This is a genomic window from Pseudomonas hunanensis, from assembly GCF_013393325.1.
Classification (GTDB): Bacteria; Pseudomonadota; Gammaproteobacteria; order Pseudomonadales; family Pseudomonadaceae; genus Aquipseudomonas; species Aquipseudomonas putida_P.
In genome coordinates this window covers 105547-127876 of record NZ_QJRC01000073.1, presented here as the reverse complement: position 1 = coordinate 127876, position 22330 = coordinate 105547, and the positions used below count along the sequence as shown (strand labels likewise).

Genomic DNA, 22330 nt, shown 5'->3' with positions numbered 1-22330 from the left:
TTTGGGGCCGCTTCGCAGCCCTTTCGCGACACAAGGCCGCTCCTACAAAGGGGCCGTGTCGACGTCTTAGAGAGGTTGCATCATGCACCAATGGATCAACGCCCTCGCCGACCACCAGTCCCGTGGCGAAGCCTGCGTGCTGGTGACCATCATCGAGGAGCGCGGCTCAACCCCGCGCAACGCCGGTTCCAAGATGGTCGTCAGTGCCACTGGCCTGTTCGACACCATCGGCGGCGGCCACCTGGAATACAAGGCCCTGCACATCGCCCGGCAAATGCTCGAAGAGCAGCGCACCACCCCACACCTGGAGCGCTTCAGCCTCGGTGCCAGCCTGGGCCAGTGCTGCGGCGGCGTCACCGTGCTGCTGTTCGAACCGATGGCCGCCGTGCAGGCGCAGATCGCCGTGTTCGGCGCGGGCCATGTCGGCCGGGCTCTGGTACCCTTGCTCGCCGCGCTGCCCTGCCGGGTGCGCTGGATCGACTCGCGCGAACAGGAATTCCCCGAGCACATCCCAAGCGGGGTGACCAAGGTGGTCTGTGAGGAGCCGGTCGACGAAGTCGCGGACCTGCCGCCAGGCAGCTACTGCATCGTCATGACCCACAACCACCAACTCGACCTGGAACTGACCGCCGCCATTCTCAAGCGCAACGACTTCACCTGGTTCGGCCTGATCGGCTCGAAGACCAAACGAGTCAAATTCGAGCACCGCCTGCGCGAGCGCGGCTACGACGACGCCGTGATGGCGCGCATGCGCTGCCCGATGGGCCTGCCAGAGGTAAAGGGCAAGCTGCCCATCGAAATCGCCGTGTCCATCGCCGGCGAAATCATCGCCACCTACAACGCCTGCTTCGGCCAGCACGACGCTGCCGCCAATGCCGGCCCCATTGCCCAGTTGCTGCCGCCCTCCCGGCGCAGCCAAGCCAATTGACGAGTGTGTTATGACCTTTACCCGCAAAGCCTACCGTGCCGCCATCCTGCACAGCATCGCCGACCCGGCCGAGGTGGGCCTGGAGGCTTCCCATGAATACTTCGAAGACGGCCTGCTGGTGGTCGACGACGGCCGCATCAGCGCCATTGGTCACGCCAGCGAGCTGCTGCCGACCCTGGATGCCGACATCCCCGTCGAGCACTACCAGGATGCGCTGATCACCCCGGGCTTCATCGACACCCACATCCATTTCCCGCAGACCGGCATGATCGGCTCCTATGGCGAGCAGTTGCTGGACTGGCTGAACACTTTCACCTTCCCCTGCGAAAAGCAGTTCGCCGACAAAGGCCATGCCGACCAGGTGGCGAAGATCTTCCTCAAGGAACTGCTGCGCAACGGCACCACCACCGCGCTGGTATTCGGCAGCGTGCACCCGGAATCGGTCAATGCGTTGTTCGAAGAGGCCGAGCGCCTGGACCTGCGCCTGATCGCCGGCAAGGTGATGATGGACCGCAACGCCCCGGATTACCTGACTGACACCGCAGAATCCGGTTACGCCGAAAGCAAGGCGCTGATCGAGCGCTGGCATGGCAAGGGCCGCCTGCACTATGCGGTAACCCCGCGCTTCGCCCCGACCAGCACGCCGCAGCAGCTGACCCTGGCGGGCCAATTGCTCAAGGAACACCCAGGCGTGTACATGCACACGCACCTGTCGGAAAACCTCAAGGAAATCGACTGGGTCAAGTCACTGTTCCCCGAGCAGAAGGGCTACCTGGACGTATACGACCACTTCGAACTGCTGGGCGAGCGCTCGGTGTTCGCCCACGGCGTGCACCTGTGCGACGACGAATGCCAGCGCCTGGCTGAAACCGGCTCGGCAGTGGCCTTCTGCCCTACTTCCAACCTGTTCCTGGGCAGCGGTCTGTTCAACCTGCCCCAGGCCGAGCGCTTCAAGGTCAACGTGGGCCTGGGTACCGATGTGGGCGCCGGCACCAGCTTCTCGCTGCTCAACACCCTGAACGAAGCGTACAAGGTGATGCAGCTGCAAGGCGCGCGCCTGCACCCGTACAAGTCACTGTACCTGGCCACCCTCGGCGGCGCCCGCGCGCTGCGCCTGGATGACCGCATCGGCAGCCTGCGCCCGGGTAATGATGCCGACTTCGTGGTGCTGGACTACAAGGCCACGCCGCTGCTGGACTACCGCATTCAGCAGTCCAACAGCATTGAAGAGACCTTGTTCGTGCTCACCACCCTGGGCGATGACCGCACAGTGCGCGAAACCTACGCCGCCGGGCGTTGCGTGCACCAGCGCTAAGGTTCTTTCGCCAGGCCCCGGTACAGCGCGCCGCCGATTGCAGCACCGATCAGCGGCGCCACCCAGAACAGCCACAGCTGCTGCAAGGCCCAACCGCCAACGAACAATGCCGGCCCCGTGCTGCGCGCGGGGTTGACCGAGGTATTGGTCACCGGGATGGAGATCAGGTGAATCAGGGTCAGGGCCAGACCGATGGCGATGGGCGCAAAGCCTGCTGGTGCGCGGGAATCGGTCGCGCCCATGATCACCACCAGGAACATCGCCGTCATCACCACTTCACTGACAAAGCCTGCCCCCAGCGTGTAGCCGCCGGGCGAATGGTCGGCATAGCCGTTGGACGCCAGCCCCGAGGACAATTCGAAACCGGCCTTGCCGCTGGCGATGAGGTAGATCACTCCTGCCGCCAGGATGGCGCCGATCACTTGCGCAATCACGTAGGGCAGCAGCTCTTTGGCAGGAAAACGCCCGCCCACCACCAGCCCGAAGGACACAGCAGGATTAAGGTGACAGCCAGAGATATGGCCGATGGCGAAGGCCATGGTCAGCACGGTGAGGCCGAAGGCGAAGGCAACACCGAGTACGCCAATGCCGACAGGGGAACTGGCTGCGAGTACCGCACTGCCGCAGCCACCAAGCACCAGCCAGAAGGTACCGATCAGTTCGGCACCCATGCGTTTACCGAGGGACATGCTCATGAATCCATTCCTCAAGAAGTTGAACGCAACGAATGCGCAAGCCCAACTGCTTGATGAAGGTTTGCTCACAAGAATTTAGCAGACCTTTGGCTGATGGCCAGTTATGGCCGGGGGCTGCTTTGCAGGCCCCCTCAATCACCCTGGCAAACGATCAACCCTTGGCGGAAACCTTGGGCTTTTTCAGCAAATGCGAGAACACCGCATGCAGATCGTCCGAGGCACTCTCCTCATCCAGGTTCAGCTTGCTGTCGATGTGGTCCATGTGGTGCATCATCAGGCTCACTGCCTGCTCGGCATCACGTGCCTCGATGGCATCGATCAGTTGCATGTGCTCGTCATACGAGCAGTGCGAGCGGTTGCCGCTTTCGTACTGGGCAATGATCAGCGAGGTCTGCGATACCAGGCTGCGCTGGAAACTCACCAGCGGTGCATTGCCCGCCGCTTCGGCCAGCTTGAGGTGGAACTCGCCGGAAAGGCGAATGCCGGCGCCGCGATCACCGCGCGAGAAGCTGTCGCGCTCTTCACGCACCATCTGCCGCAGCTCGTTGAGCTGGTCGAGGGTGGCGTGCTGCACGGCCAACTCGGTAATGGCGCGTTCGACCATGCGCCGCGAGAAGAACACCTGACGTGCCTCTTCCACGGTCGGGCTGGCCACCACCGCGCCGCGGTTCGGCCGCAGCAGCACCACGCTTTCATGGGCCAGACGCGACAAGGCACGACGGATGATGGTGCGGCTGACGCCAAAGATTTCGCCCAGCGCTTCCTCGCTCAACTTGGTGCCCGGGGCCAGACGCTGCTCGAGGATCGCCTCGAAAATATGCGCGTAGACGATGTCGTCCTGGGTACCGCTGCGGCCGGCCTTGCCGACACGTGCAGGTTTTTTCAGAGGTTGCAGCTGTTCGTTCATGGGCTCTCGAGGCACGAAGAGAAAGTATGGCGCCATTGTACACAGGCTGAGGCGATTCCGCAGGGGGCGTTTCACCTATATAGCCGTTGTACGACGCATTGCGCACACAAAACATAAAACATTATTTGCATTCTTTGTACACAAAAGCATAATCCACCGAGCAACTTCTTGACCCATGAGTCAACAAACCGGTCGGACGTCTGCCTTCCCTCGTGGGGCCGCCAAGTGCATCGCTCAGGAAACTGGCCCCAACTACAACAAGAAAGACTTGAGGAGTACTCGCTGTGGAAAGCCGCAAATCCGAAGCCCCTACGCTGGATCTCGCCCCACCGCTCGAAACGAGCTGGCTGGAGCGGATTTTCAAACTCAAGCAACACGGCAGCACCGTCAAAACCGAAATGATCGCCGGGGTGACCACCTTCATCACCATGGCCTACATCATCTTCGTCAACCCCAACATCATGGCCGACGCTGGCATCGACCATGGTGCCGCCTTCGTCGCCACCTGCATCGCCGCCGCGCTGGGCTGCCTGCTGATGGGCCTGTACGCCAACTGGCCAGTAGGCCTGGCCCCTGGCATGGGGCTTAACGCCTTCTTCACCTACACGGTGGTCGGCACCATGGGTTACAACTGGGAAACAGCGCTCGGGGCGGTATTCATCTCGGGTGTGCTGTTCATGTTCCTGACCTTGTCGAAAGTGCGCGAATGGCTGCTCAACAGCATTCCGGTCAGCCTGCGCCATGCCATGGGGGCTGGCGTCGGATTGTTCCTCGGGCTGATCGGCCTGAAGACGGCAGGCATCATCGTCGACAGCCCCGCCACGCTGATCAAGCTGGGCTCGCTGCATGAGCCAGGGCCGCTGCTGGCGGCCGTGTGCTTCCTGCTGATCGCCATCCTCAGCTACAAGCGGGTGTTCGGTGCGATCCTGATCAGCATCATTGGCGTCACCCTCGCAGGCTGGGGCTTGGGCCTGGTGAAGTTTGGCGGGGTGATGTCGATGCCACCAAGCCTGGCACCGACCTGGATGGCCATGGACGTGGCTGGCGTGTTCAACGTCAGCATGATCAGCGTGGTGCTGGCGTTTCTGTTCGTGCACATGTTCGACACCGCCGGCACGCTGATGGGCGTGGCGCAGCGTGCCAACCTGGTGGCACCGGACGGGCGTATCGAGAACCTGTCGAAGGCGTTGAAGGCTGACAGTGCATCGAGCGTGTTCGGTGCGGTGGTAGGTGTACCGCCAGTCACCAGCTATGTGGAAAGTGCCGCAGGTGTAGCTGCGGGCGGGCGTACCGGCCTTACTGCGGTAGTAGTGGGCCTGCTGTTCATCGCCGCGATGTTCTTCGCCCCGCTGGCTGGGATGATTCCGGCCTATGCGACGGCGGGTGCACTTATTTATGTGGCGATGTTGATGATGGGCAGCATGGCGCATATCCATTGGGATGAAGCCACAGACAGCATTCCGGCGATCGTCACGGTGATCATGATGCCGCTGACCTTCTCGGTCGCCGACGGTATTGCCCTGGGCTTCATCAGCTATGTGGCATTGAAGGCGGGCACTGGCAAATACAAGGAAATTTCCGCCAGCCTGTGGGTGCTGTGCGCGATCTTCATTGCCAAGTTCGTGTTCCTCTGAACCCTTATACGCCGACCAAAAGGGCGCTTCGGCGCCCTTTTCTGGTTTAGCCGCAAATGTGCTCGCCGAGCGGTAGGGTCTAGGCCACCAGGTGTCTGCCTTGAGTTTTGAGGTGGTGCATAGATCGAGCGCCGCCCGCGCGGCGCATCGCGAGCTACGCTCGCTCCTACGTTTGTTTCGGGCCAGTTACGCCTGTGACAGACGCGCGCGACCGCCTTGTTTGTACGACGCGATATCGCGCCATGCGCCAAGGCGTTCGCGCGCAAATCCCACAGGAATTATTGGCCCGAAACAAACGTAGGAGCGAGCGCAGCTCGCGATGCGCCGCGCGGGCGGCGCTCGATCCCCCAGGCACCCACATCCCACGCCAGGCACAAAAACAGCAGACGAAAAAAAGCCCGCCAGTGTGAGAGCGGGCCAAAGGACCTACGAAGATTCTTCTAGCGACCAACTAGCTTCCACGATAGGTCGAATAGCTGTACGGCGAGATCAGCAGTGGCACGTGGTAGTGCTCCTGCTGCTCGTCGATACCAAAGCGCAGCACGACAACATCCAGAAACGCCTGGGCCGGCAGTTGCACGCCGCGGGCGCGGTAGTAATCGCCAGCGCTGAACTGCAACTGGTAAACGCCAGTGCGGTAGTCGTCACCCTGCAGCAGTGGCGCGTCGACGCGGCCATCGCTGTTGGTCAGGGCGGTATTCACCAGCTCCAGTTGCTGGCCTTCGACGCGGTACAGCTCGACCTTGATCGAGCTGCCCGGGCAGCCATGCGCGGCATCCAGTACGTGTGTGGTCAAACGTCCCATTGCGTGTCGCCTCTTGTTCAATCTGTGGGCAAAAAATACTCAGCCTTCGCACCAGCATAGCGCCTGCGGCAGGCGGGAATGACGCCATTAAGACATTCCATCGCAAAATTGTACACAATTTTTTAAACCCTTCTGTCACACCGTTCGTCCGGCGCCCATAAACGACCCATCGGTCGCAAATACAAGCGACGTAACGACGTCAACGTCATTAGCTGACCAATCAGGCAGGTTTCTTGCACTGTATTTCCAGGTCGCTGCAGGGCGACAAAAGGGAAGAAATGCGGAAAAACAGGCTTACAAAAGATTTCAGAAGTTGTATACAATCAGCCCATCCGGTGGTGCGACATACCGACGCGGCCCGCCCACCCCCTGCACTAACGCACAAGAAGGAAGACTGCAGTGAGCGCTGACTACCCTCGCGACCTGATCGGTTACGGCAACAACCCTCCTCACCCGCAATGGCCGGGCAACGCTCGCATCGCGCTGTCTTTCGTCCTCAACTACGAGGAAGGCGGCGAACGCAACATCCTGCACGGTGACAAAGAGTCCGAAGCCTTCCTGTCCGAGATGGTCGCTGCCCAGCCACTGCAGGGCCAGCGCAACATGAGCATGGAATCGCTGTACGAGTACGGCAGCCGTGCCGGCGTGTGGCGCCTGCTGAAGCTGTTCAAGGAAAGCGGTGTGCCGCTGACCATCTTCGCCGTGGCCATGGCCGCCCAGCGCCACCCTGACGTTATCCGCGCCATGGCCGAAGCCGGCCACGAAATCTGCAGCCACGGCTACCGCTGGATCGATTACCAGAACATGGACGAGGCCCAGGAGCGCGAGCACATGCTCGAAGCCATCCGCATCCTCACCGAACTCACCGGCGAGCGCCCAGTGGGCTGGTACACCGGCCGCACCGGCCCCAACACCCGCCGCCTGGTGATGGAAGAAGGTGGCTTCCTCTATGACAGCGACACCTACGACGACGACCTGCCCTACTGGGAGCCGAACACCCCTACCGGCAAGCCGCACCTGGTGATCCCTTACACCCTGGACACCAACGACATGCGCTTCACCCAGGTGCAGGGTTTCAACTGCGGCGAGCAGTTCTTCCAGTACCTCAAAGACGCCTTCGATGTGCTGTACGCCGAAGGCGCCGAAGCACCAAAAATGCTGTCCATCGGCCTGCATTGCCGCCTGGTCGGCCGCCCGGCGCGCCTGGCTGCACTGAAGCGCTTCGTCGATTACGCAAAAAGCCATGACCAGGTCTGGTTCGCCCGTCGCGTGGATATCGCCCGCCACTGGCACACCACCCACCCGTACAAGAAAGAGAACGCCTGATGACCGCCTTCAACACTCTCAAGCCATCCGCCCTGAGCCGTGACGCCTTCGTCGCAGCCTTCGCCGACATCTACGAGCACTCGCCGTGGGTGGCCGAAAAAGCCTATGACCTGGGCCAACTGGGCGAACTGGACGAGATCGAGGCGCTGCACCAGCGCATGAGCGACATCCTGCTCAGCGCCAACCACGCCGACCAGCTGGCACTGATCAACGCTCACCCGGACCTCGCCGGCAAGGCCGCCATCCAGGGCGAACTGACCGAATCGAGCACCAACGAACAGGCCGGCGCCGGTATTCACCAGTGCACCGCCGAAGAATTCGCCCGTTTCACCGAGCTGAACGACGCCTACAAGGCCAAGTTCCAGTTCCCGTTCATCATGGCGGTAAAGGGCAGCAATCGGCACCAGATCCTCGCCGCCTTTGAAAAACGCATCCACAACGATGCCGATGCCGAATTCAAGGAAGCCCTGGCGCAGATCAACCTGATCGCCCTGTTCCGCCTGCTGCAGCTGTAAGCAACAGCCGAACCTTATTCAGAAAACGAACAATAGAAGAGATAACCGCATGCGCACCCTGATGATCGAGCCCCTGACCAAAGAAGCCTTCGCCCAATTCGGAGACGTGATCGAAACCGACGGCAGCGACCACTTCATGATCAACAACGGCTCGACCATGCGCTTTCACAAGCTCGCCACGGTCGAAACCGCCGAGCCTGAAGACAAGGCGATCATCAGCATCTTCCGCGCCGACGCGCAGGACATGCCGCTGACCGTGCGCATGCTGGAACGCCATCCGCTGGGCAGCCAGGCTTTCATCCCGCTGCTCGGCAACCCCTTTCTGATCGTGGTCGCGCCGGTTGGCGATGCACCTGTATCAGGCTTGGTCCGGGCCTTCCGCAGTAATGGCAGGCAGGGCGTTAATTACCATCGCGGCGTTTGGCACCACCCGGTGCTTACGATCGAAAAGCGGGATGATTTCCTGGTGGTTGATCGCAGTGGTTCTGGCAACAACTGCGATGAGCATTACTTCACCGAGGAACAGATGCTGATCCTCAATCCCCACCAATAAGAAAAGGTCAGTCATCTTCTCGGTGACTGGCAGAGGTACATACTGTGGAAGCACACCTTCACGAATGGCTGAACCTGAGCATTCGCTGGGTTCACATGATCACCGGTGTCGCCTGGATCGGTGCATCGTTCTACTTCGTCTGGCTGGAGAACCACCTGAACCGAAGCAACCCGCGCGATGGGTTGTCGGGTGATCTCTGGGCGATTCACGGCGGTGGTATCTACCACCTGGAGAAATACAAACTCGCACCCCCGAAAATGCCCGAGAACCTGCACTGGTTCAAATGGGAAGCCTACTTCACCTGGATGTCCGGTATCGCCCTGCTGTGCGTGGTGTTCTACTGGAACCCGGCCCTGTACCTGCTGGCCCCTGGCAGCACCCTGAGCGGTGCCGAAGGCGTGGCCATCGGTATCGGCTCGTTGATCGCTGGCTGGTTCATCTACGACTTCCTGTGCGACTCGCCCCTGGGCAAGAAGCCTGCGCTGCTCGGTGGTGTGCTGTTCGTGCTGATCATCGCCGCCTGCTGGGGCTTCAGCCTGGTGTTCAGCGGCCGTGGCGCGTACCTGCACACCGGCGCGATCATCGGCACCATCATGGTTGGTAACGTGTTCCGCATCATCATGCCGGCCCAGCGCCAGCTGGTGGCGGCGATCGAGAACAACCAGACGCCCGACCCGGTACTGCCGGCCAAGGGCCTGCTGCGCTCGCGTCACAACAACTACTTCACCCTGCCGGTGCTGTTCATCATGATCAGCAACCATTTCCCGAGCACCTACGGTAGCCAGTACAACTGGCTGATCCTGGCCGGTATCGCAGTAGCCGCGGTTCTGATCCGCCACTACTTCAACACCCGTCACGACAGCAACAAGTACGCCTGGACCCTGCCCGTCGGCGCCCTGGCAATGATCTGCCTGGCCTACGTCACCGGCCCGAAACCGATGGCCGTAAGCCCAGAGCAAGCCGCAGCGAAGGTCGAGTACCAACCGCTGCCCGCGACCGCCGTCGGTGGCAAGACCGCTGCCGAGCAGCGCGCCGAGGACGCCGCCAAGGCTGCCCAAGCGCCGGCCGCACCCGCCGAGGCCCCTGCCCAGGCGGCAGCCCAGGCCGGTGGTGGCGACTTCGACAAGATCCACAATGTCATCCAGGAACGCTGCACCGTGTGCCATTCGTCCAAACCGACCAGCCCACTGTTCAGTGCCGCCCCTGCCGGCGTGATGTTCGACACCCCGCAGCAGATCCAGGCCCAGGCCGCGCGCATTCAGGCGCAAGCGGTCGCCAGCCAGATCATGCCGCTGGGCAACATCACCCAGATGACCACCGAAGAGCGCAAGCTCGTCGGCGACTGGATCGCCAAAGGTGCCCAGGTCAACTGACCGAAGCCGCAAGCTTCAAGCCTCAAGCTGTAAGTCGTAGGTAACAAGCAAGCATCGAGCGTCAGGCTCCAACGCGGATCACCAAGCTTTTACTTGAAGCTTGCCGCTTGGAGCTTGCCGCTTGGATCCGAGAATAAAAACAAAACTCGAGGTGCTGCATGTCCGAGTCACGCAAGGCGTATATCCCCATTGCGCCGCCGCGCGAACCCTTGCCCCTGTTCCAACTGATCCTGGTTGGCCTGCAACACGTTCTGCTGATGTACGGTGGCGCGATCGCCGTGCCGTTGATCATCGGCCAGGCCGCTGGGTTGTCCCGTGAAGAAGTCGCTTTCCTGATCAACGCCGACCTGCTGGTCGCTGGCGTCGCTACCATCATCCAGTCGTTCGGTATCGGCCCGGTGGGCATCCGCATGCCGGTGATGATGGGTGCCAGTTTCGCGGCCGTCGGCAGCATGGTGGCCATGGCCGGCATGCCCGGCGTAGGCCTGCAGGGGATCTTCGGTGCGACCATCGCCGCCGGGTTCTTCGGCATGCTGATCGCCCCGTTCATGTCCAAGGTCGTACGCTTCTTCCCGCCGCTGGTCACCGGTACGGTGATCACCTCGATTGGCCTGTCGCTGTTCCCCGTGGCAGTCAATTGGGCGGGTGGCGGCCATGAAGCCGAAACCTTTGGCTCGCCGATCTACCTGTTGGTGGCCGGCCTGGTATTGGCTGTGATCCTGCTGATCAACCGCTTCATGCGCGGCTTCTGGGTCAACGTGTCGGTACTGGTGGGCATGGGCCTTGGCTACATCCTGGCCGGTTCCATCGGCATGGTCGACCTGTCTGGCCTGAAGGACGCGCCGTGGTTGCAGGTGGTCACCCCCCTGCACTTCGGCATGCCGACATTCAGCCTGGCACCCATCCTGTCCATGTGCCTGGTGGTGGTGATCATCTTCGTCGAGTCCACCGGCATGTTCCTGGCCCTGGGCAAGGTGACCGATCGCGAAGTGACCCCCGGCATGCTGCGTCGCGGCCTGCTGTGCGATGCCGGTGCGTCGTTCATCGCCGGTTTCTTCAACACCTTCACCCACTCCTCGTTCGCCCAGAACATCGGCCTGGTGCAAATGACCGGGGTGCGCTGCCGCTTTGTCACCATCGTGGCCGGTGCCCTGTTGATCCTGCTCAGCCTGCTGCCCAAGGCAGCCTTCCTGATTGCCTCGATCCCACCTGCGGTACTGGGCGGCGCGTCCATCGCCATGTTCGGCATGGTCACCGCCACCGGGATCAAGATTCTTCAGGAGGCGGACATCGGCGACCGCCGCAACCAGCTGCTGGTTGCCGTGAGCGTCGGCTTCGGGTTGATCCCCGTGGTGCGTCCGGAGTTCTTCGCCCAGATGCCACAGTGGATGGAACCCATCACCCACAGTGGTATCGCCATGGCCACGGTCAGTGCCCTGGTGTTGAACGTCCTGTTCAACATCCTCGGTGGTGCCGACCGCGCGGTGCACAACGACGCCTGTCACCAGCATTGAGCCAGAAGGGGCGGCGCATTGCCGCCCCTCATTCACATCTGCAGTAACCGCTACGCCGTCGACCCGCCGGAATGGGTCGCCCGGGGCGCCTGCGCGCCAAAAAAACCGCCAACAAAAACAATAAGTCCGGAAATCACAACATGAAGCGCATCACCACGTCCCTGTTGTTGGGCAGCAGCCTGCTGGCCACCCTACCCTCACATGCAGGCGAATGGCTGCAGTGGCACGGCGAAAGCCTGACCTACCTGTACGGCAAGGACTTCAAGGTCAACCCTGATATCCAGCAGACCATCACTTTCGAGCACGCCAACAAATGGAAGTACGGCGACACCTTCATGTTCGTCGACAAGATTTTCTACAACGGCAAAGCCGACCCCAGCAAAGGCGTGACCACCTACTATGGCGAGTTCAGCCCGCGCCTGTCGTTCGGCAAGATCCTCGACCGCAAGCTTGCCTTCGGCCCGATCAAGGACGTGCTCCTGGCCATGACCTACGAGCGCGGCGAGGGCGACAACGAAGCCTACCTGATCGGCCCCGGCTTCGACCTGGACATCCCCGGCTTCAACTATTTCACCCTCAACTTCTACGTGCGCAACACCGAAGGCAGCCGCCCCGGTGACAATGTCTGGCAGATCACCCCCGGCTGGTCGTACACCATCCCGGTGGGCCGCTCCGACATTCTGATCGACGGTTACATGGATTGGGTCACCGACAATGACCAAACCCGCCGTGGCACCTACCACGCCAACCTGCACTTCAACCCACAGGTCAAATATGACCTGGGCAAGGCACTGAACCTGGGCGCCAAACAGCTCTACGTCGGCTTTGAATACAGCTACTGGAAGGACAAGTACGGCATCGACAGCCGTGGCAACCTGGACAGCAATCAGAGCGTCGCCAGTGCGCTGATCAAGGTACACTTCTAAGAAGCTGACCAAACGCACAAGTTTGAACCACCCCGCTCCAGGACGGAGCACTTGAGGCCCGGCGCGCAAGCCAGTAATCTGCGCGCCCCCTCGATCAGGGCAGAACGGATTCTGCCTGCGTTTACTGACCGCTCAGTCAATGAATACGGGCGGTTGGCCAACGTGTTGCCAGCCTGAAAGACCCTTTTCATCCGTTCAGAACGAAGTCGAGCAGGAAGGTTTTGCCAAACCGGAAAAGTTGGCTCAACCCTTGCCAAACAGCTGTGGCCTATCGAAAAAAGCTGACTCGCAAGACAACAAAAAAGCGCCATCACCGAGCGCTGACAACAGATCAATCAAGGGAGCGACACTCGCAATGCGTACCATCAACAGCCTGATCCTTGCCGGCGGCCTGCTGGCCTGTGGCACCACCTTCGGCGGCGACCTGCTGCAATGGCAGAACAACAGCCTGACCTACCTGTGGGGCAAGAACTTCAAGGTCAACCCCGAAACCCAGCAAACCTTCACCTTCGAGCACGCCGACGCGTGGAAGTACGGCGACAACTTCTTCTTCGTCGACAAGATCTTCTACCAGGGCAAGAAGGACGCCAACAACGGGCCCAACACCTACTACGGCGAGTTCAGCCCACGCCTGTCGTTCGGCAAGATCTTCGACCAGAAGCTGGAGTTCGGCCCGGTCAAGGACGTGCTGCTGGCCATGACCTACGAGTTTGGCGAGGGTGACACCGAGTCATACCTGATCGGCCCAGGCTTCGACCTGGCCATCCCGGGCTTCGATTACTTCCAGCTCAACTTCTACAACCGCACCACCGACGGCAGCCGCGCCGGCGACAACGTATGGCAGATCACCCCGGTATGGTCGTACACCATCCCGGTCGGCGATTCCGACGTGCTGATCGACGGCTTCATGGACTGGGTGGTGGACAACGACGAGAACCGCCACGGCACCTACCAGGCCAACCTGCACTTCAACCCACAGATCAAGTACGACCTGGGCAAGGCGTTGCACCTGGGCGAGAAGCAGCTGTACGTGGGTGTCGAGTACGACTACTGGAAGAACAAATACGGTATCAAGGACAGCGATGCCTTCACTACCGACCAGAACACCATGAGTTTCCTGGTAAAAGTGCACTTCTGATGCGCTGAATCGTGACAGCGCGTTGATCTTCCAACGCGCTGTCACGCCAAATCATGTAAGAACTTTCCTACAACTTATTAAGACTATTCTTACTTACTGATAAATTTGCCTTTAAAGTCAGAACAAGCACACACGGCAACATCACGCCAAACAGCAAAAGCCCCAGCTCCACCTGCCAGTGCTCCAGCACACGCAAGATGTCCAGCACCAGCATGATGCTATTGGTTATCAACGCCAGGCCAAATACCGCACAGCATTTGTACAAAGCCCCTACCCCCGCCCCGCGCAGCAGCATCAGAAGGCCCACGGCGCCCCAGGCCAAGGCCGAGCCCAGGTAAAGGGCCAAGTGGTACACATCGTAAGTCAACACATTTCCGAACATGATTTAACCTCCCGACCTGTAGGAAATAAGCAAAGTGCTTACTATATGCCCGAGATTCCACTTAGTCCCTGCGAATTTTTGACAAAATTTTTGCACTTACCCATCTAGCATGCTTGGCTTCTTGCATCCAAAAAAGAAAACAGGCCCACTTAATGCGCACCTCCCTCGCCGCACCTTGGCGGTACCTGCTGTTAGTTTGCTCGCTCTGGTTCGGCATTTTCTTGCTGACCCGTCTGGTATTGCTGGTCACCCACCTGGATGAAGTACATGGCAACTACTTCTCATTATTCTTCAGTGGTGCCTTGTACGACCTGAGCTTCCTCACCTACGCCGCTCTGCCGCTGGGGCTTTACCTGGCGCTGTGCCCGGCCGCACTGTGGCGCACGGCCTTGCATCGCCGGCTCATGGGCGGGGTGTTGATCGTCAGCCTGTTCGTGATGCTGTTCGTCGCGGTGGCCGAGTGGCTGTTCTGGGACGAGTTCGGGGTGCGCTTCAACTTCATCGCCGTGGACTACCTGGTGTATTCCAAGGAAGTGCTGGACAACATTCGCGAGTCGTACCCGCTGCCAACGCTACTGGGCAGCATCGCCGTGGTTGCCGTCCTGCTTGCCCTGATCCTGCGCAAACCTCTGGCCCAGGCCCTCGCAGCACCCGGCGCCAACCTGCGCCAGCGCCTGGGTGGCCTTGCGCTGCTGGCCGTGCTGGGCGGGCTCAGCGTGCTAGTTGTCGACCAGCAATTCCCGCGTGGCCAAGGCGGTAACGCCTATCAGCGCGAACTGGCCAGCAACGGCCCGTACCAGTTCTTCGCCGCGTTCCGCAACAACGAGCTCGACTACACCCAGTTCTACGCCAGCCTCGACGCCAACGAAGTCGGTGCGCAGATGCACCAGGAACTGGCCGAGCCCAACGCGCGGTTCAAGGCCAGCGAGCCCGAGGACATTCGTCGCCACATCAGCGCCAGCGGCGAGCCACGCAAGCCCAACATCATCCTGGTCACCATCGAGAGCTTCAGCGCCAAGTACATGGGCAGCAACGGCGACCCACGCAACCTCACGCCCAACCTGGACGCGCTGCGCCAACAGAGCCTGTACTTCAACAACTTCTACGCCACCGGCACGCGTACCGATCGCGGCCTGGAAGCCATCACCCTGTCGATCCCCCCCACGCCGGGCCGCTCGATCGTCAAGCGCATCGGCCGCGAAAGCGGCTATGGCAGCCTCGGTCAGCAACTGAAAGCGGTGGGTTATGACGCCGTATTCGTCTATGGCGGGCGCGGCTACTTCGACAACATGAACGCCTTCTTCAGCGGCAATGGCTACCGTATCGTCGACCAGAGCAGCGTCGACGAGAGCGAAATCAGCTTCAAGAACGCTTGGGGCATGGCTGACGAAGACCTGTATCGGCAGACGCTGAAGCTGGCCGATGCCGACCACGCCAGGCAGCAACCGTTCTTCCTGCAACTGATGACCACCTCCAACCACCGCCCTTACACCTACCCCGATGGCCGTATCGACATTCCGTCAGGTGAAGGCCGTGAGGGCGCGGTGAAGTACACCGACCATGCCATTGCGCAGTTCCTGCGGGAGGCCAAGGGCAAGCCATGGTTCGACAACACCCTGTTCGTGTTCGTCGCCGACCACACCGCCGGCAGCGCGGGCGTTGAAGACCTGCCGGTCAGCAATTACCAGATCCCGCTGTGGATCTATGCACCCAAGCTGATCGCCCCGCGCGAAGACGCACAACTGGCCAGCCAGATCGACCTGGCACCAACCCTCCTCGGCCTGCTGAACCTGAGCTACACCTCGACCTTCTTCGGCCGCGACCTGCTACGCGAAGAATCCCTGGCGCCGCGTGTGCTGATCGGCAACTACCAGCACCTGGGGCTCTTCGACGGCAAGGACCTGGCGATCCTCAGCCCACGCGGCGGCATGCGCGTGCACCAGGATGCCTTGGGCAACAGCCGGGAAACCGCTGTAGACAGCGACCACCCACTGGTACGACGGGCGATTGCCTACTACCAGAGTGCTGCCAACGATTTCAGCAAGGGCCTCCTGGCCTGGAAGCCGCAGGAGCAAGGTGCGGTGGCTGAACAGTAAAACCTGTGAGACGGCAACGCGGTGAATGACATCGACGTTGCCGGCCACACAACTCAGGTAGCCGGGCGAAACGCTCGCCACAACTTCCCGGCAGCCGCCACCACCGCCAGCACCACGGCACCGGCTACCACACCCGCCACACCGTTGAGCAGTGCCCCGGTCAGCGCGCCACCACGTCCTTCGCTGAAGGCCTCGATGGCATGGTGCAGCGGGGCAATGCCATGCACCAGAATCCCGCCACCGACCAGGAACATGGCCGCGGTGCCAATCACCGACAGGCTCTTCATCATGTATGGGGCAGCCTGCAAGATGCCATTGCCGACCACCTGGGCCAGCCGGGACGCCTTGGTGGTCATCCACAACCCCAGGTCATCCAGTTTGACAATGCCGCCCACCAAACCATAAACACCGATGGTCATGACAATGGCGATACCCGACAGCACGATGATCTGCTGTGTCAGCGGCGCATCCGCCACAGTACCCAAGGTGATGGCAATGATTTCAGCCGAAAGGATGAAATCGGTGCGCACCGCACCCTTGATCTTGGTTTTTTCGAAGGTGACCAGATCGACATTGGCATCGGCCATTGCCTCCTTGCGCGCCTCGTGCGCGGCTGCATCGTCTTCCTTGCTGTGCAAAAACTTGTGCGCCAGCTTCTCGAAGCCCTCGAAGCACAGGTAGGCGCCCCCCACCATCAACAAGGGCGTAACCGCCCACGGAATGAACGCACTGATCAGCAACGCCGCCGGCACCAGGATGGCCTTGTTGACGAACGACCCTTTGGCCACCGCCCACACAACCGGAATTTCGCGCTCGGCACGCACGCCGGTGACTTGCTGAGCATTCAGCGCCAGGTCGTCACCCAGCACACCCGCAGTCTTTTTTGCCGCGACTTTGGTCATCAGCGAGACGTCGTCCAGCAGCGTGGCGATATCGTCGATCAGTACCAGTAGACTGCTTCCTGCCATGTTTGCCTGTTTCCACTGAAATGAATGTGCCGGAGTCTAGCCGAAAGTCGCTGCCTTGAGCGCCCGTCAAGCCCGGTGCTACCATGCCCGATCCCTCTTAGAGGTGGCCAGACACGAGGAAGATCCCTGACCATGAGCACCATTCGCGAGCGCAACAAGGAACTGATCCTGCGCGCAGCCAGTGAAGAATTTGCCGACAAGGGCTTCGCCGCCACCAAGACCAGCGATATTGCGGCCAAGGCCGGCCTGCCCAAGCCGAACGTGTATTACTACTTCAAGTCCAAGGACAACCTCTACCGCGAGGTCCTGGAAAGCATCATCGCGCCGATCATGCAGGCCTCCACACCGTTCAATGCCGACGGTGACCCGAAAGAAGTGCTGAGCGCCTATATTCGTTCGAAGATCCGCATTTCGCGCGACCTGCCGTACGCCTCCAAGGTGTTCGCCAGCGAGATCATGCATGGCGCCCCACACCTGTCGCCGAACCAGGTGGAGCAGTTGAACGAGCAGGCCCGGCATAACATCGAGTGCATCCAGCGCTGGATCGACCGTGGGCAGATTGCCCATGTGGACGCGCATCACCTGATGTTCAGTATCTGGGCGGCGACCCAGACCTATGCCGACTTCGACTGGCAGATTTCTGCAGTGACCGGCAAGGCCAAGCTGGCAGACAGTGATTACGACGCGGCGGCCGAGACCATTATCCGCATGGTATTGAAAGGCTGTGAGCCGGAAGCAGCCTGACAGGGCCAGTGGGGCTGCCTTGCAGCCCTTCGCGACAGAAGGCCGCTCCCACAGGGACATTGCATAACCCCTATGGGAGCGGCCTTGCGTCGCGATTGGGCCGCAACGCGGCCCCCGGCTGTCTCGAGCCTTACGCCGCTACCCCGGCATCCGCCCGCAACCCCACCTCCTCGATCGCACTGATCGCGCACTGCTCGTCGATATCCGACGTATCGCCGCTGATCCCTACCGCACCCAGCACCTTGCCGTCCTGATCACGAATCAGCACGCCTCCCGGCGCTGGCACCACCGGCCGCTCCCCCATCCCGTTCAGCGCGGCAAAAAACGCCGGCCGTTGCTGTGCATCCAGCGCCAGCAACCGCGAGCCCTTGCCCAGGGCAATTGCGCCCCAGGCTTTGCCAGCGGCCACTTCAGGCCTAATCAGGCTGGCGCCATCTTCACGCTGCAGCGCCAGCAGGTGCCCGCCGGCATCCAGCACCGCCACGGTCAGTGGCGCGGCATTGATCTTGCGGCCCGCCGCCAACGCGGCATTCACCAGGCTGACAGCGACTTTCAGGTTCAAAGCGTTCATGGAAAGGTCCTCTTCTTGTTGTGAGAAGCCCTGAGGGCAGTTGAAAACCGATAGAACAAATAGAACACAACGAAAGGTATTTTTGTATACAATATTTTGAAACGATCGTATGCGATGGCGCAAACCCCCGTTTTCACAGGCGCTCTGACGAAACCCCGCTCAGCCGATGAAAACCCATTGACCTGAGCCGCCAGGCGTGAATACACTCTGTCGCAAAGCAAGTTGTATACAATTACAAAATCGATGAGGCACAAACCATGAGCAAAATGAGAGCAATCGATGCAGCCGTTCTGGTCATGCGCCGTGAAGGTGTAGATACCGCGTTCGGCATCCCAGGGGCTGCCATCAACCCGTTGTATTCGGCCCTGAAGAAAGTCGGTGGCATCGATCACGTCCTCGCTCGCCACGTCGAAGGTGCCTCGCACATGGCCGAGGGCTACACCCGTGCCAACCCAGGCAACATCGGTGTGTGCATCGGCACGTCCGGCCCTGCCGGCACCGACATGGTCACCGGCCTGTACAGCGCATCGGCCGACTCCATCCCGATTCTCTGCATCACCGGCCAAGCCCCGCGTGCACGCCTGCACAAGGAAGATTTCCAGGCCGTCGACATCACCAGCATCGTCAAGCCAGTGACCAAGTGGGCGACCACCGTTCTGGAGCCAGGCCAAGTGCCTTACGCCTTCCAGAAGGCCTTCTACGAAATGCGTACCGGCCGCCCAGGCCCGGTACTGATCGACCTGCCGTTCGACGTGCAGATGGCCGAAATCGAATTTGACATCGACGCCTACGAGCCACTGGCCATCAACAAGCCATCGGCGACCCGTGTCCAGGCCGAAAAAGCCCTGGCCCTGCTCAATGACGCCGAGCGCCCGCTGCTGGTAGCCGGTGGCGGCATCATCAACGCCGACGCCAGCGACAAACTGGTCGAGTTCGCCGAACTGACCGGCGTCCCGGTAATCCCGACCCTGATGGGCTGGGGCACCATCCCGGACGACCACGCACAAATGGTCGGTATGGTCGGCCTGCAGACGTCGCACCGCTACGGCAACGCCACCCTGCTGAAATCCGACCTGGTGTTCGGTATCGGTAACCGCTGGGCCAACCGCCACACCGGTTCGGTCGATGTCTACACCGAAGGCCGCAAGTTCGTGCACGTCGACATCGAACCCACCCAGATCGGCCGCGTGTTCACCCCAGACCTGGGTATCGTTTCCGATGCTGGCAAGGCACTGGACGTGTTCCTGGAAGTGGCCCGCGAGTGGAAAGCCGCTGGCAAGCTGAAGTGCCGCAAGGCCTGGCTCGAAGACTGCCAGGAGCGCAAGGCCACCCTGCAGCGCAAGACCCACTTCGACAACGTGCCCGTCAAGCCACAGCGCGTGTACGAAGAAATGAACCAGGTATTCGGCAAGGACACCACCTACGTCAGCACCATCGGCCTGTCGCAGATTGCCGGTGCGCAGTTCCTGCACGTGTACAAGCCACGCCACTGGATCAACTGCGGCCAGGCCGGCCCGCTGGGCTGGACCATCCCTGCCGCGCTGGGTGTTGTCAAAGCCGACCCTAAACGCAAGGTTGTCGCGCTGTCGGGTGACTACGACTTCCAGTTCATGATCGAAGAACTGGCAGTAGGCGCACAGTTCAACCTGCCGTACGTCCACGTGCTGGTGAACAACGCCTACCTGGGCCTGATCCGTCAAGCGCAGCGTGGCTTCGACATGGATTACTGTGTACAACTGGCGTTCGAGAACATCAACTCGACCGACGCCGCCACCTACGGTGTAGACCACGTTGCCGTAGTCGAAGGCCTGGGCTGCAAGGCCATCCGTGTATTCGAGCCAGCAGAAATCGCCCCTGCCCTGCTCAAGGCACAGAAAATGGCCGAAGAGTTCCGCGTACCGGTGGTGGTCGAAGTGATTCTCGAGCGTGTGACCAACATTTCCATGGGCACCGAGATCAACGCGGTCAACGAGTTCGAAGACCTGGCCCTGGTCGGCAACGACGCGCCAACCGCCATCTCGCTGCTGGACTGATCGCCTGACGCCCCCAGGTACGCCCTGGGGGCCTTCATCGCAAGGAGACAACTCATGCCTCGCTTCGCTGCCAACTTGTCCATGCTGTTCACCGAACAGGACTTCCTGGCCCGCTTCAAGGCTGCCGCCGATGCTGGTTTCAGCGGCGTCGAATACCTCTTCCCGTACGACTTCAGCGCGGCTGAAATCAAGCAGCAGCTGGAGGCCAACGGCCTGACCCAGGTGTTGTTCAACCTGCCCGCGGGTGACTGGGCCAAGGGTGAGCGCGGCATCACCTGCCACCCAGACCGCGTCGAAGAATTCCGTGCCGGTGTCGACAAGGCCATCGAGTACGCCAAGGTGCTGGGCAACACCCAGGTCAACGCCCTGGCCGGCATCCGCCCACAAGGCCCGGACTGCGCCACCGTGCGCAAGACCTTCGTCGAGAACCTGCGCTACGCCGCCGACAAGCTCAAGGCCGCCGGCATTCGCCTGGTCATGGAAATGATCAACACCCGCGACATCCCAGGCTTCTACCTGAACACCACCCAGCAGGCCCTGGAAATCCAGGCCGAAGTCGGCAGCGACAACCTGTTCCTGCAGTACGACATCTACCACATGCAGATCATGGAAGGTGACCTGGCGCGCACCATGCAAGCCAACCTGCCACTGATCAACCACATCCAGCTGGCCGACAACCCAGGGCGCAACGAGCCAGGCACCGGCGAAATCAACTACCGCTTCCTGTTCGAGCACCTGGACCGTATCGGCTACCAGGGCTGGGTGGGCGCAGAGTACAAGCCGCTGACCACCACCGAAGCGGGCCTGGGCTGGCTGAAAACCCATAACGCAATTTGAACAAGCCGGGCGCACAGCGCCTGATGTGAACAAATATAAAGAGGCACATTGTCATGGCTAAAATCGGTTTCATCGGCACCGGCATCATGGGCAAGCCCATGGCCCAAAACCTGCAAAAAGCAGGTCACAGCCTGTTCGTTTCCACCCACCACGACGCCGCGCCAGCCGAGCTGATCGCCGCCGGTGCAGTGGCCCTGGCCAACCCTAAAGAAGTGGCGCAGGAAGCCGAATTCATCATCGTCATGGTCCCCGACACCCCACAGGTCGAAAGCGTCCTGTTCGGCGAAAACGGCGTGGCTGAGGGCGTCGGCCCGAACAAGATCGTGATCGACATGAGCTCGATCTCGCCAACCGCTACCAAAGCCTTCGCCGAGAAAATCAAGGCAACCGGCGCTGCCTACCTGGACGCCCCGGTGTCCGGTGGTGAGGTCGGTGCCAAGGCCGCGACCCTCAGCATCATGGTCGGTGGCTGCCCGAAAGCCTTCGAGCGCACCCTGCCGCTGTTCGAAGCCATGGGCAAGAACATCACCCGCGTCGGTGGCAACGGTGACGGCCAGACCGCCAAGGTCGCCAACCAGATCATCGTCGCCCTGAACATCCAGGCAGTCAGCGAAGCGCTGCTGTTCGCTGCCAAGAACGGCGCGGACCCAGCCAAGGTGCGTGAAGCACTGATGGGCGGCTTTGCTTCGTCGAAAATCCTCGAAGTGCACGCCGAGCGCATGATCAAGGGCACCTTCGACCCAGGCTTCCGCATCAACCTGCACCAGAAGGACCTGAACCTGGCCCTGCAAGGCGCCAAGGAACTGGGCATCAACCTGCCCAACACCTCCAATGCCCAGCAAGTGTTCAACACCTGCCAGGCCCTGGGTGGCGGCAACTGGGACCACTCGGCGCTGATCAAAGGCCTGGAGCACATGGCCAACTTCTCGATCCGCGGCGACAAGTAACCTGAATTCGGGGGCTGCTGCGCAGCCCGATCGCGACACAAGGCCGCTCCTACAAGCGGTACGCAATCCCCTGTAGGAGCGGCCTTGTGTCGCGAAAGGGGCGCAAAGCGCCCCCAGGATTCC

General features: G+C 61.1%; 21 protein-coding genes. 15 read left to right on the top strand and 6 right to left on the bottom strand.

The features are described from left to right. Positions 1 to 82 precede the first annotated feature (82 nt). On the top strand, positions 83 to 928 hold the full coding sequence (gene xdhC / locus DM807_RS06880; protein ID WP_012273428.1) for a xanthine dehydrogenase accessory protein XdhC: 846 nt from the start codon (positions 83 to 85) through the stop codon (positions 926 to 928). Positions 929 to 938: 10 nt separating this feature from the next. Beyond that, positions 939 to 2243, top strand: coding sequence for a guanine deaminase (gene guaD / locus DM807_RS06875; RefSeq protein ID WP_179027192.1), 1305 nt, complete (start codon positions 939 to 941; stop codon positions 2241 to 2243). Here the strand turns inward: guaD and aqpZ are convergent. Further along, positions 2240 to 2938, bottom strand: a complete 699-nt coding sequence (gene aqpZ / locus DM807_RS06870) for an aquaporin Z (RefSeq protein WP_012273430.1) — start codon at positions 2936 to 2938, stop codon at positions 2240 to 2242. The two genes, guaD and aqpZ, sit on opposite strands and share 4 nt — an antisense overlap. Positions 2939 to 3089: 151 nt before the next feature. Further along, positions 3090 to 3845, bottom strand: a complete 756-nt coding sequence (locus DM807_RS06865; RefSeq protein ID WP_012273431.1) for a GntR family transcriptional regulator — start codon at positions 3843 to 3845, stop codon at positions 3090 to 3092. A gap of 284 nt (positions 3846 to 4129) precedes the next feature. Here DM807_RS06865 and DM807_RS06860 point away from each other — a divergent pair, with 284 nt between their 5' ends. After that, a complete protein-coding gene (locus DM807_RS06860) occupies positions 4130 to 5479 on the top strand; it encodes an NCS2 family permease (RefSeq protein ID WP_012273432.1) in 1350 nt (449 codons plus the stop codon). Positions 5480 to 5930: 451 nt separating this feature from the next. Here DM807_RS06860 and uraH read toward each other — a convergent pair whose 3' ends face one another. Further along, positions 5931 to 6284 (bottom strand): hydroxyisourate hydrolase, encoded by a 354-nt coding sequence (gene uraH, locus DM807_RS06855; RefSeq protein WP_003259496.1) that lies wholly within the window; start codon positions 6282 to 6284, stop codon positions 5931 to 5933. 399 nt (positions 6285 to 6683) lie between these two features. On the opposite strand from uraH, the gene puuE reads away from it, so the two are divergent. From puuE to DM807_RS06820, 7 genes are all read left to right on the top strand, one after another. Then, complete coding sequence (gene puuE, locus DM807_RS06850; protein WP_069942276.1) at positions 6684 to 7610, top strand: allantoinase PuuE; 927 nt, start codon at positions 6684 to 6686, stop codon at positions 7608 to 7610. Continuing rightward, complete coding sequence (uraD, locus tag DM807_RS06845) at positions 7610 to 8125, top strand: 2-oxo-4-hydroxy-4-carboxy-5-ureidoimidazoline decarboxylase (RefSeq protein WP_069942275.1); 516 nt, start codon at positions 7610 to 7612, stop codon at positions 8123 to 8125. The genes puuE and uraD overlap by 1 nt, the downstream gene beginning before the upstream one ends. Positions 8126 to 8174: 49 nt before the next feature. Then, positions 8175 to 8678 carry an ureidoglycolate lyase gene (locus tag DM807_RS06840; RefSeq protein WP_003254333.1) on the top strand — a complete coding sequence of 168 codons (504 nt, stop codon included), beginning with the start codon at positions 8175 to 8177 and terminating at the stop codon, positions 8676 to 8678. A gap of 44 nt (positions 8679 to 8722) precedes the next feature. After that, positions 8723 to 10051: a urate hydroxylase PuuD gene (locus DM807_RS06835; protein WP_179027191.1), complete on the top strand. Its 1329-nt coding sequence runs from the start codon at positions 8723 to 8725 to the stop codon at positions 10049 to 10051. Positions 10052 to 10209: 158 nt separating this feature from the next. Beyond that, a complete protein-coding gene (locus DM807_RS06830) occupies positions 10210 to 11565 on the top strand; it encodes a nucleobase:cation symporter-2 family protein (RefSeq protein ID WP_012273436.1) in 1356 nt (451 codons plus the stop codon). Between the two features lie 140 nt (positions 11566 to 11705). Continuing rightward, the gene (locus tag DM807_RS06825; protein ID WP_041166761.1) at positions 11706 to 12491 is read left to right on the top strand and encodes an outer membrane protein OmpK; all 786 of its coding nucleotides are present in this window, start codon (positions 11706 to 11708) and stop codon (positions 12489 to 12491) included. Positions 12492 to 12846: 355 nt separating this feature from the next. Beyond that, positions 12847 to 13629 carry an outer membrane protein OmpK gene (locus DM807_RS06820; protein WP_012273438.1) on the top strand — a complete coding sequence of 261 codons (783 nt, stop codon included), beginning with the start codon at positions 12847 to 12849 and terminating at the stop codon, positions 13627 to 13629. 67 nt (positions 13630 to 13696) lie between these two features. Here the strand turns inward: DM807_RS06820 and DM807_RS06815 are convergent, their stop codons facing one another. Then, positions 13697 to 14011: a hypothetical protein gene (locus DM807_RS06815; protein WP_012273439.1), complete on the bottom strand. Its 315-nt coding sequence runs from the start codon at positions 14009 to 14011 to the stop codon at positions 13697 to 13699. A 152-nt stretch (positions 14012 to 14163) separates the two neighbouring features. Here DM807_RS06815 and DM807_RS06810 point away from each other — a divergent pair, with 152 nt between their 5' ends. After that, complete coding sequence (locus tag DM807_RS06810) at positions 14164 to 16107, top strand: LTA synthase family protein (RefSeq protein ID WP_179027190.1); 1944 nt, start codon at positions 14164 to 14166, stop codon at positions 16105 to 16107. Between the two features lie 53 nt (positions 16108 to 16160). Here DM807_RS06810 and DM807_RS06805 read toward each other — a convergent pair whose 3' ends face one another. Beyond that, positions 16161 to 17075 (bottom strand): DUF808 domain-containing protein, encoded by a 915-nt coding sequence (locus DM807_RS06805; RefSeq protein ID WP_179027189.1) that lies wholly within the window; start codon positions 17073 to 17075, stop codon positions 16161 to 16163. Between the two features lie 132 nt (positions 17076 to 17207). On the opposite strand from DM807_RS06805, the gene DM807_RS06800 reads away from it, so the two are divergent. Then, positions 17208 to 17819 (top strand): TetR/AcrR family transcriptional regulator, encoded by a 612-nt coding sequence (locus DM807_RS06800; RefSeq protein ID WP_012273442.1) that lies wholly within the window; start codon positions 17208 to 17210, stop codon positions 17817 to 17819. Between the two features lie 130 nt (positions 17820 to 17949). Here the strand turns inward: DM807_RS06800 and DM807_RS06795 are convergent, their stop codons facing one another. Further along, complete coding sequence (locus DM807_RS06795; protein WP_012273443.1) at positions 17950 to 18390, bottom strand: GlcG/HbpS family heme-binding protein; 441 nt, start codon at positions 18388 to 18390, stop codon at positions 17950 to 17952. Positions 18391 to 18647: 257 nt separating this feature from the next. On the opposite strand from DM807_RS06795, the gene gcl reads away from it, so the two are divergent. The 3 genes from gcl to DM807_RS06780 are packed head-to-tail and all read left to right on the top strand — an operon-like array spanning position 18648 to position 22207. Then, positions 18648 to 20423: a glyoxylate carboligase gene (gene gcl, locus DM807_RS06790; RefSeq protein WP_012273444.1), complete on the top strand. Its 1776-nt coding sequence runs from the start codon at positions 18648 to 18650 to the stop codon at positions 20421 to 20423. 54 nt (positions 20424 to 20477) lie between these two features. Further along, entirely contained in the window at positions 20478 to 21260 is a 783-nt protein-coding gene (gene hyi / locus DM807_RS06785; protein WP_060493791.1) for a hydroxypyruvate isomerase, read from the top strand. 53 nt (positions 21261 to 21313) lie between these two features. After that, on the top strand, positions 21314 to 22207 hold the full coding sequence (locus DM807_RS06780; protein WP_012273446.1) for a 2-hydroxy-3-oxopropionate reductase: 894 nt from the start codon (positions 21314 to 21316) through the stop codon (positions 22205 to 22207). Positions 22208 to 22330: the final 123 nt, after the last annotated feature.

Coding starts and splice junctions, on each gene's coding strand:
- DM807_RS06820 (WP_012273438.1), top strand. CDS start 12,847: ATGCGTACCATCAACAGCCTGATCCTTGCCGGCGGCCTGCTGGCCTGT.
- DM807_RS06825 (WP_041166761.1), top strand. CDS start 11,706: ATGAAGCGCATCACCACGTCCCTGTTGTTGGGCAGCAGCCTGCTGGCC.
- DM807_RS06810 (WP_179027190.1), top strand. CDS start 14,164: ATGCGCACCTCCCTCGCCGCACCTTGGCGGTACCTGCTGTTAGTTTGC.
- DM807_RS06865 (WP_012273431.1), bottom strand. CDS start 3,845: ATGAACGAACAGCTGCAACCTCTGAAAAAACCTGCACGTGTCGGCAAG.
- DM807_RS06805 (WP_179027189.1), bottom strand. CDS start 17,075: ATGGCAGGAAGCAGTCTACTGGTACTGATCGACGATATCGCCACGCTG.
- hyi (WP_060493791.1), top strand. CDS start 20,478: ATGCCTCGCTTCGCTGCCAACTTGTCCATGCTGTTCACCGAACAGGAC.
- gcl (WP_012273444.1), top strand. CDS start 18,648: ATGAGCAAAATGAGAGCAATCGATGCAGCCGTTCTGGTCATGCGCCGT.
- DM807_RS06795 (WP_012273443.1), bottom strand. CDS start 18,390: ATGAACGCTTTGAACCTGAAAGTCGCTGTCAGCCTGGTGAATGCCGCG.
- DM807_RS06815 (WP_012273439.1), bottom strand. CDS start 14,011: ATGTTCGGAAATGTGTTGACTTACGATGTGTACCACTTGGCCCTTTAC.
- xdhC (WP_012273428.1), top strand. CDS start 83: ATGCACCAATGGATCAACGCCCTCGCCGACCACCAGTCCCGTGGCGAA.
- DM807_RS06780 (WP_012273446.1), top strand. CDS start 21,314: ATGGCTAAAATCGGTTTCATCGGCACCGGCATCATGGGCAAGCCCATG.
- DM807_RS06840 (WP_003254333.1), top strand. CDS start 8,175: ATGCGCACCCTGATGATCGAGCCCCTGACCAAAGAAGCCTTCGCCCAA.
- DM807_RS06830 (WP_012273436.1), top strand. CDS start 10,210: ATGTCCGAGTCACGCAAGGCGTATATCCCCATTGCGCCGCCGCGCGAA.
- aqpZ (WP_012273430.1), bottom strand. CDS start 2,938: ATGAGCATGTCCCTCGGTAAACGCATGGGTGCCGAACTGATCGGTACC.
- DM807_RS06800 (WP_012273442.1), top strand. CDS start 17,208: ATGAGCACCATTCGCGAGCGCAACAAGGAACTGATCCTGCGCGCAGCC.
- uraD (WP_069942275.1), top strand. CDS start 7,610: ATGACCGCCTTCAACACTCTCAAGCCATCCGCCCTGAGCCGTGACGCC.
- guaD (WP_179027192.1), top strand. CDS start 939: ATGACCTTTACCCGCAAAGCCTACCGTGCCGCCATCCTGCACAGCATC.
- uraH (WP_003259496.1), bottom strand. CDS start 6,284: ATGGGACGTTTGACCACACACGTACTGGATGCCGCGCATGGCTGCCCG.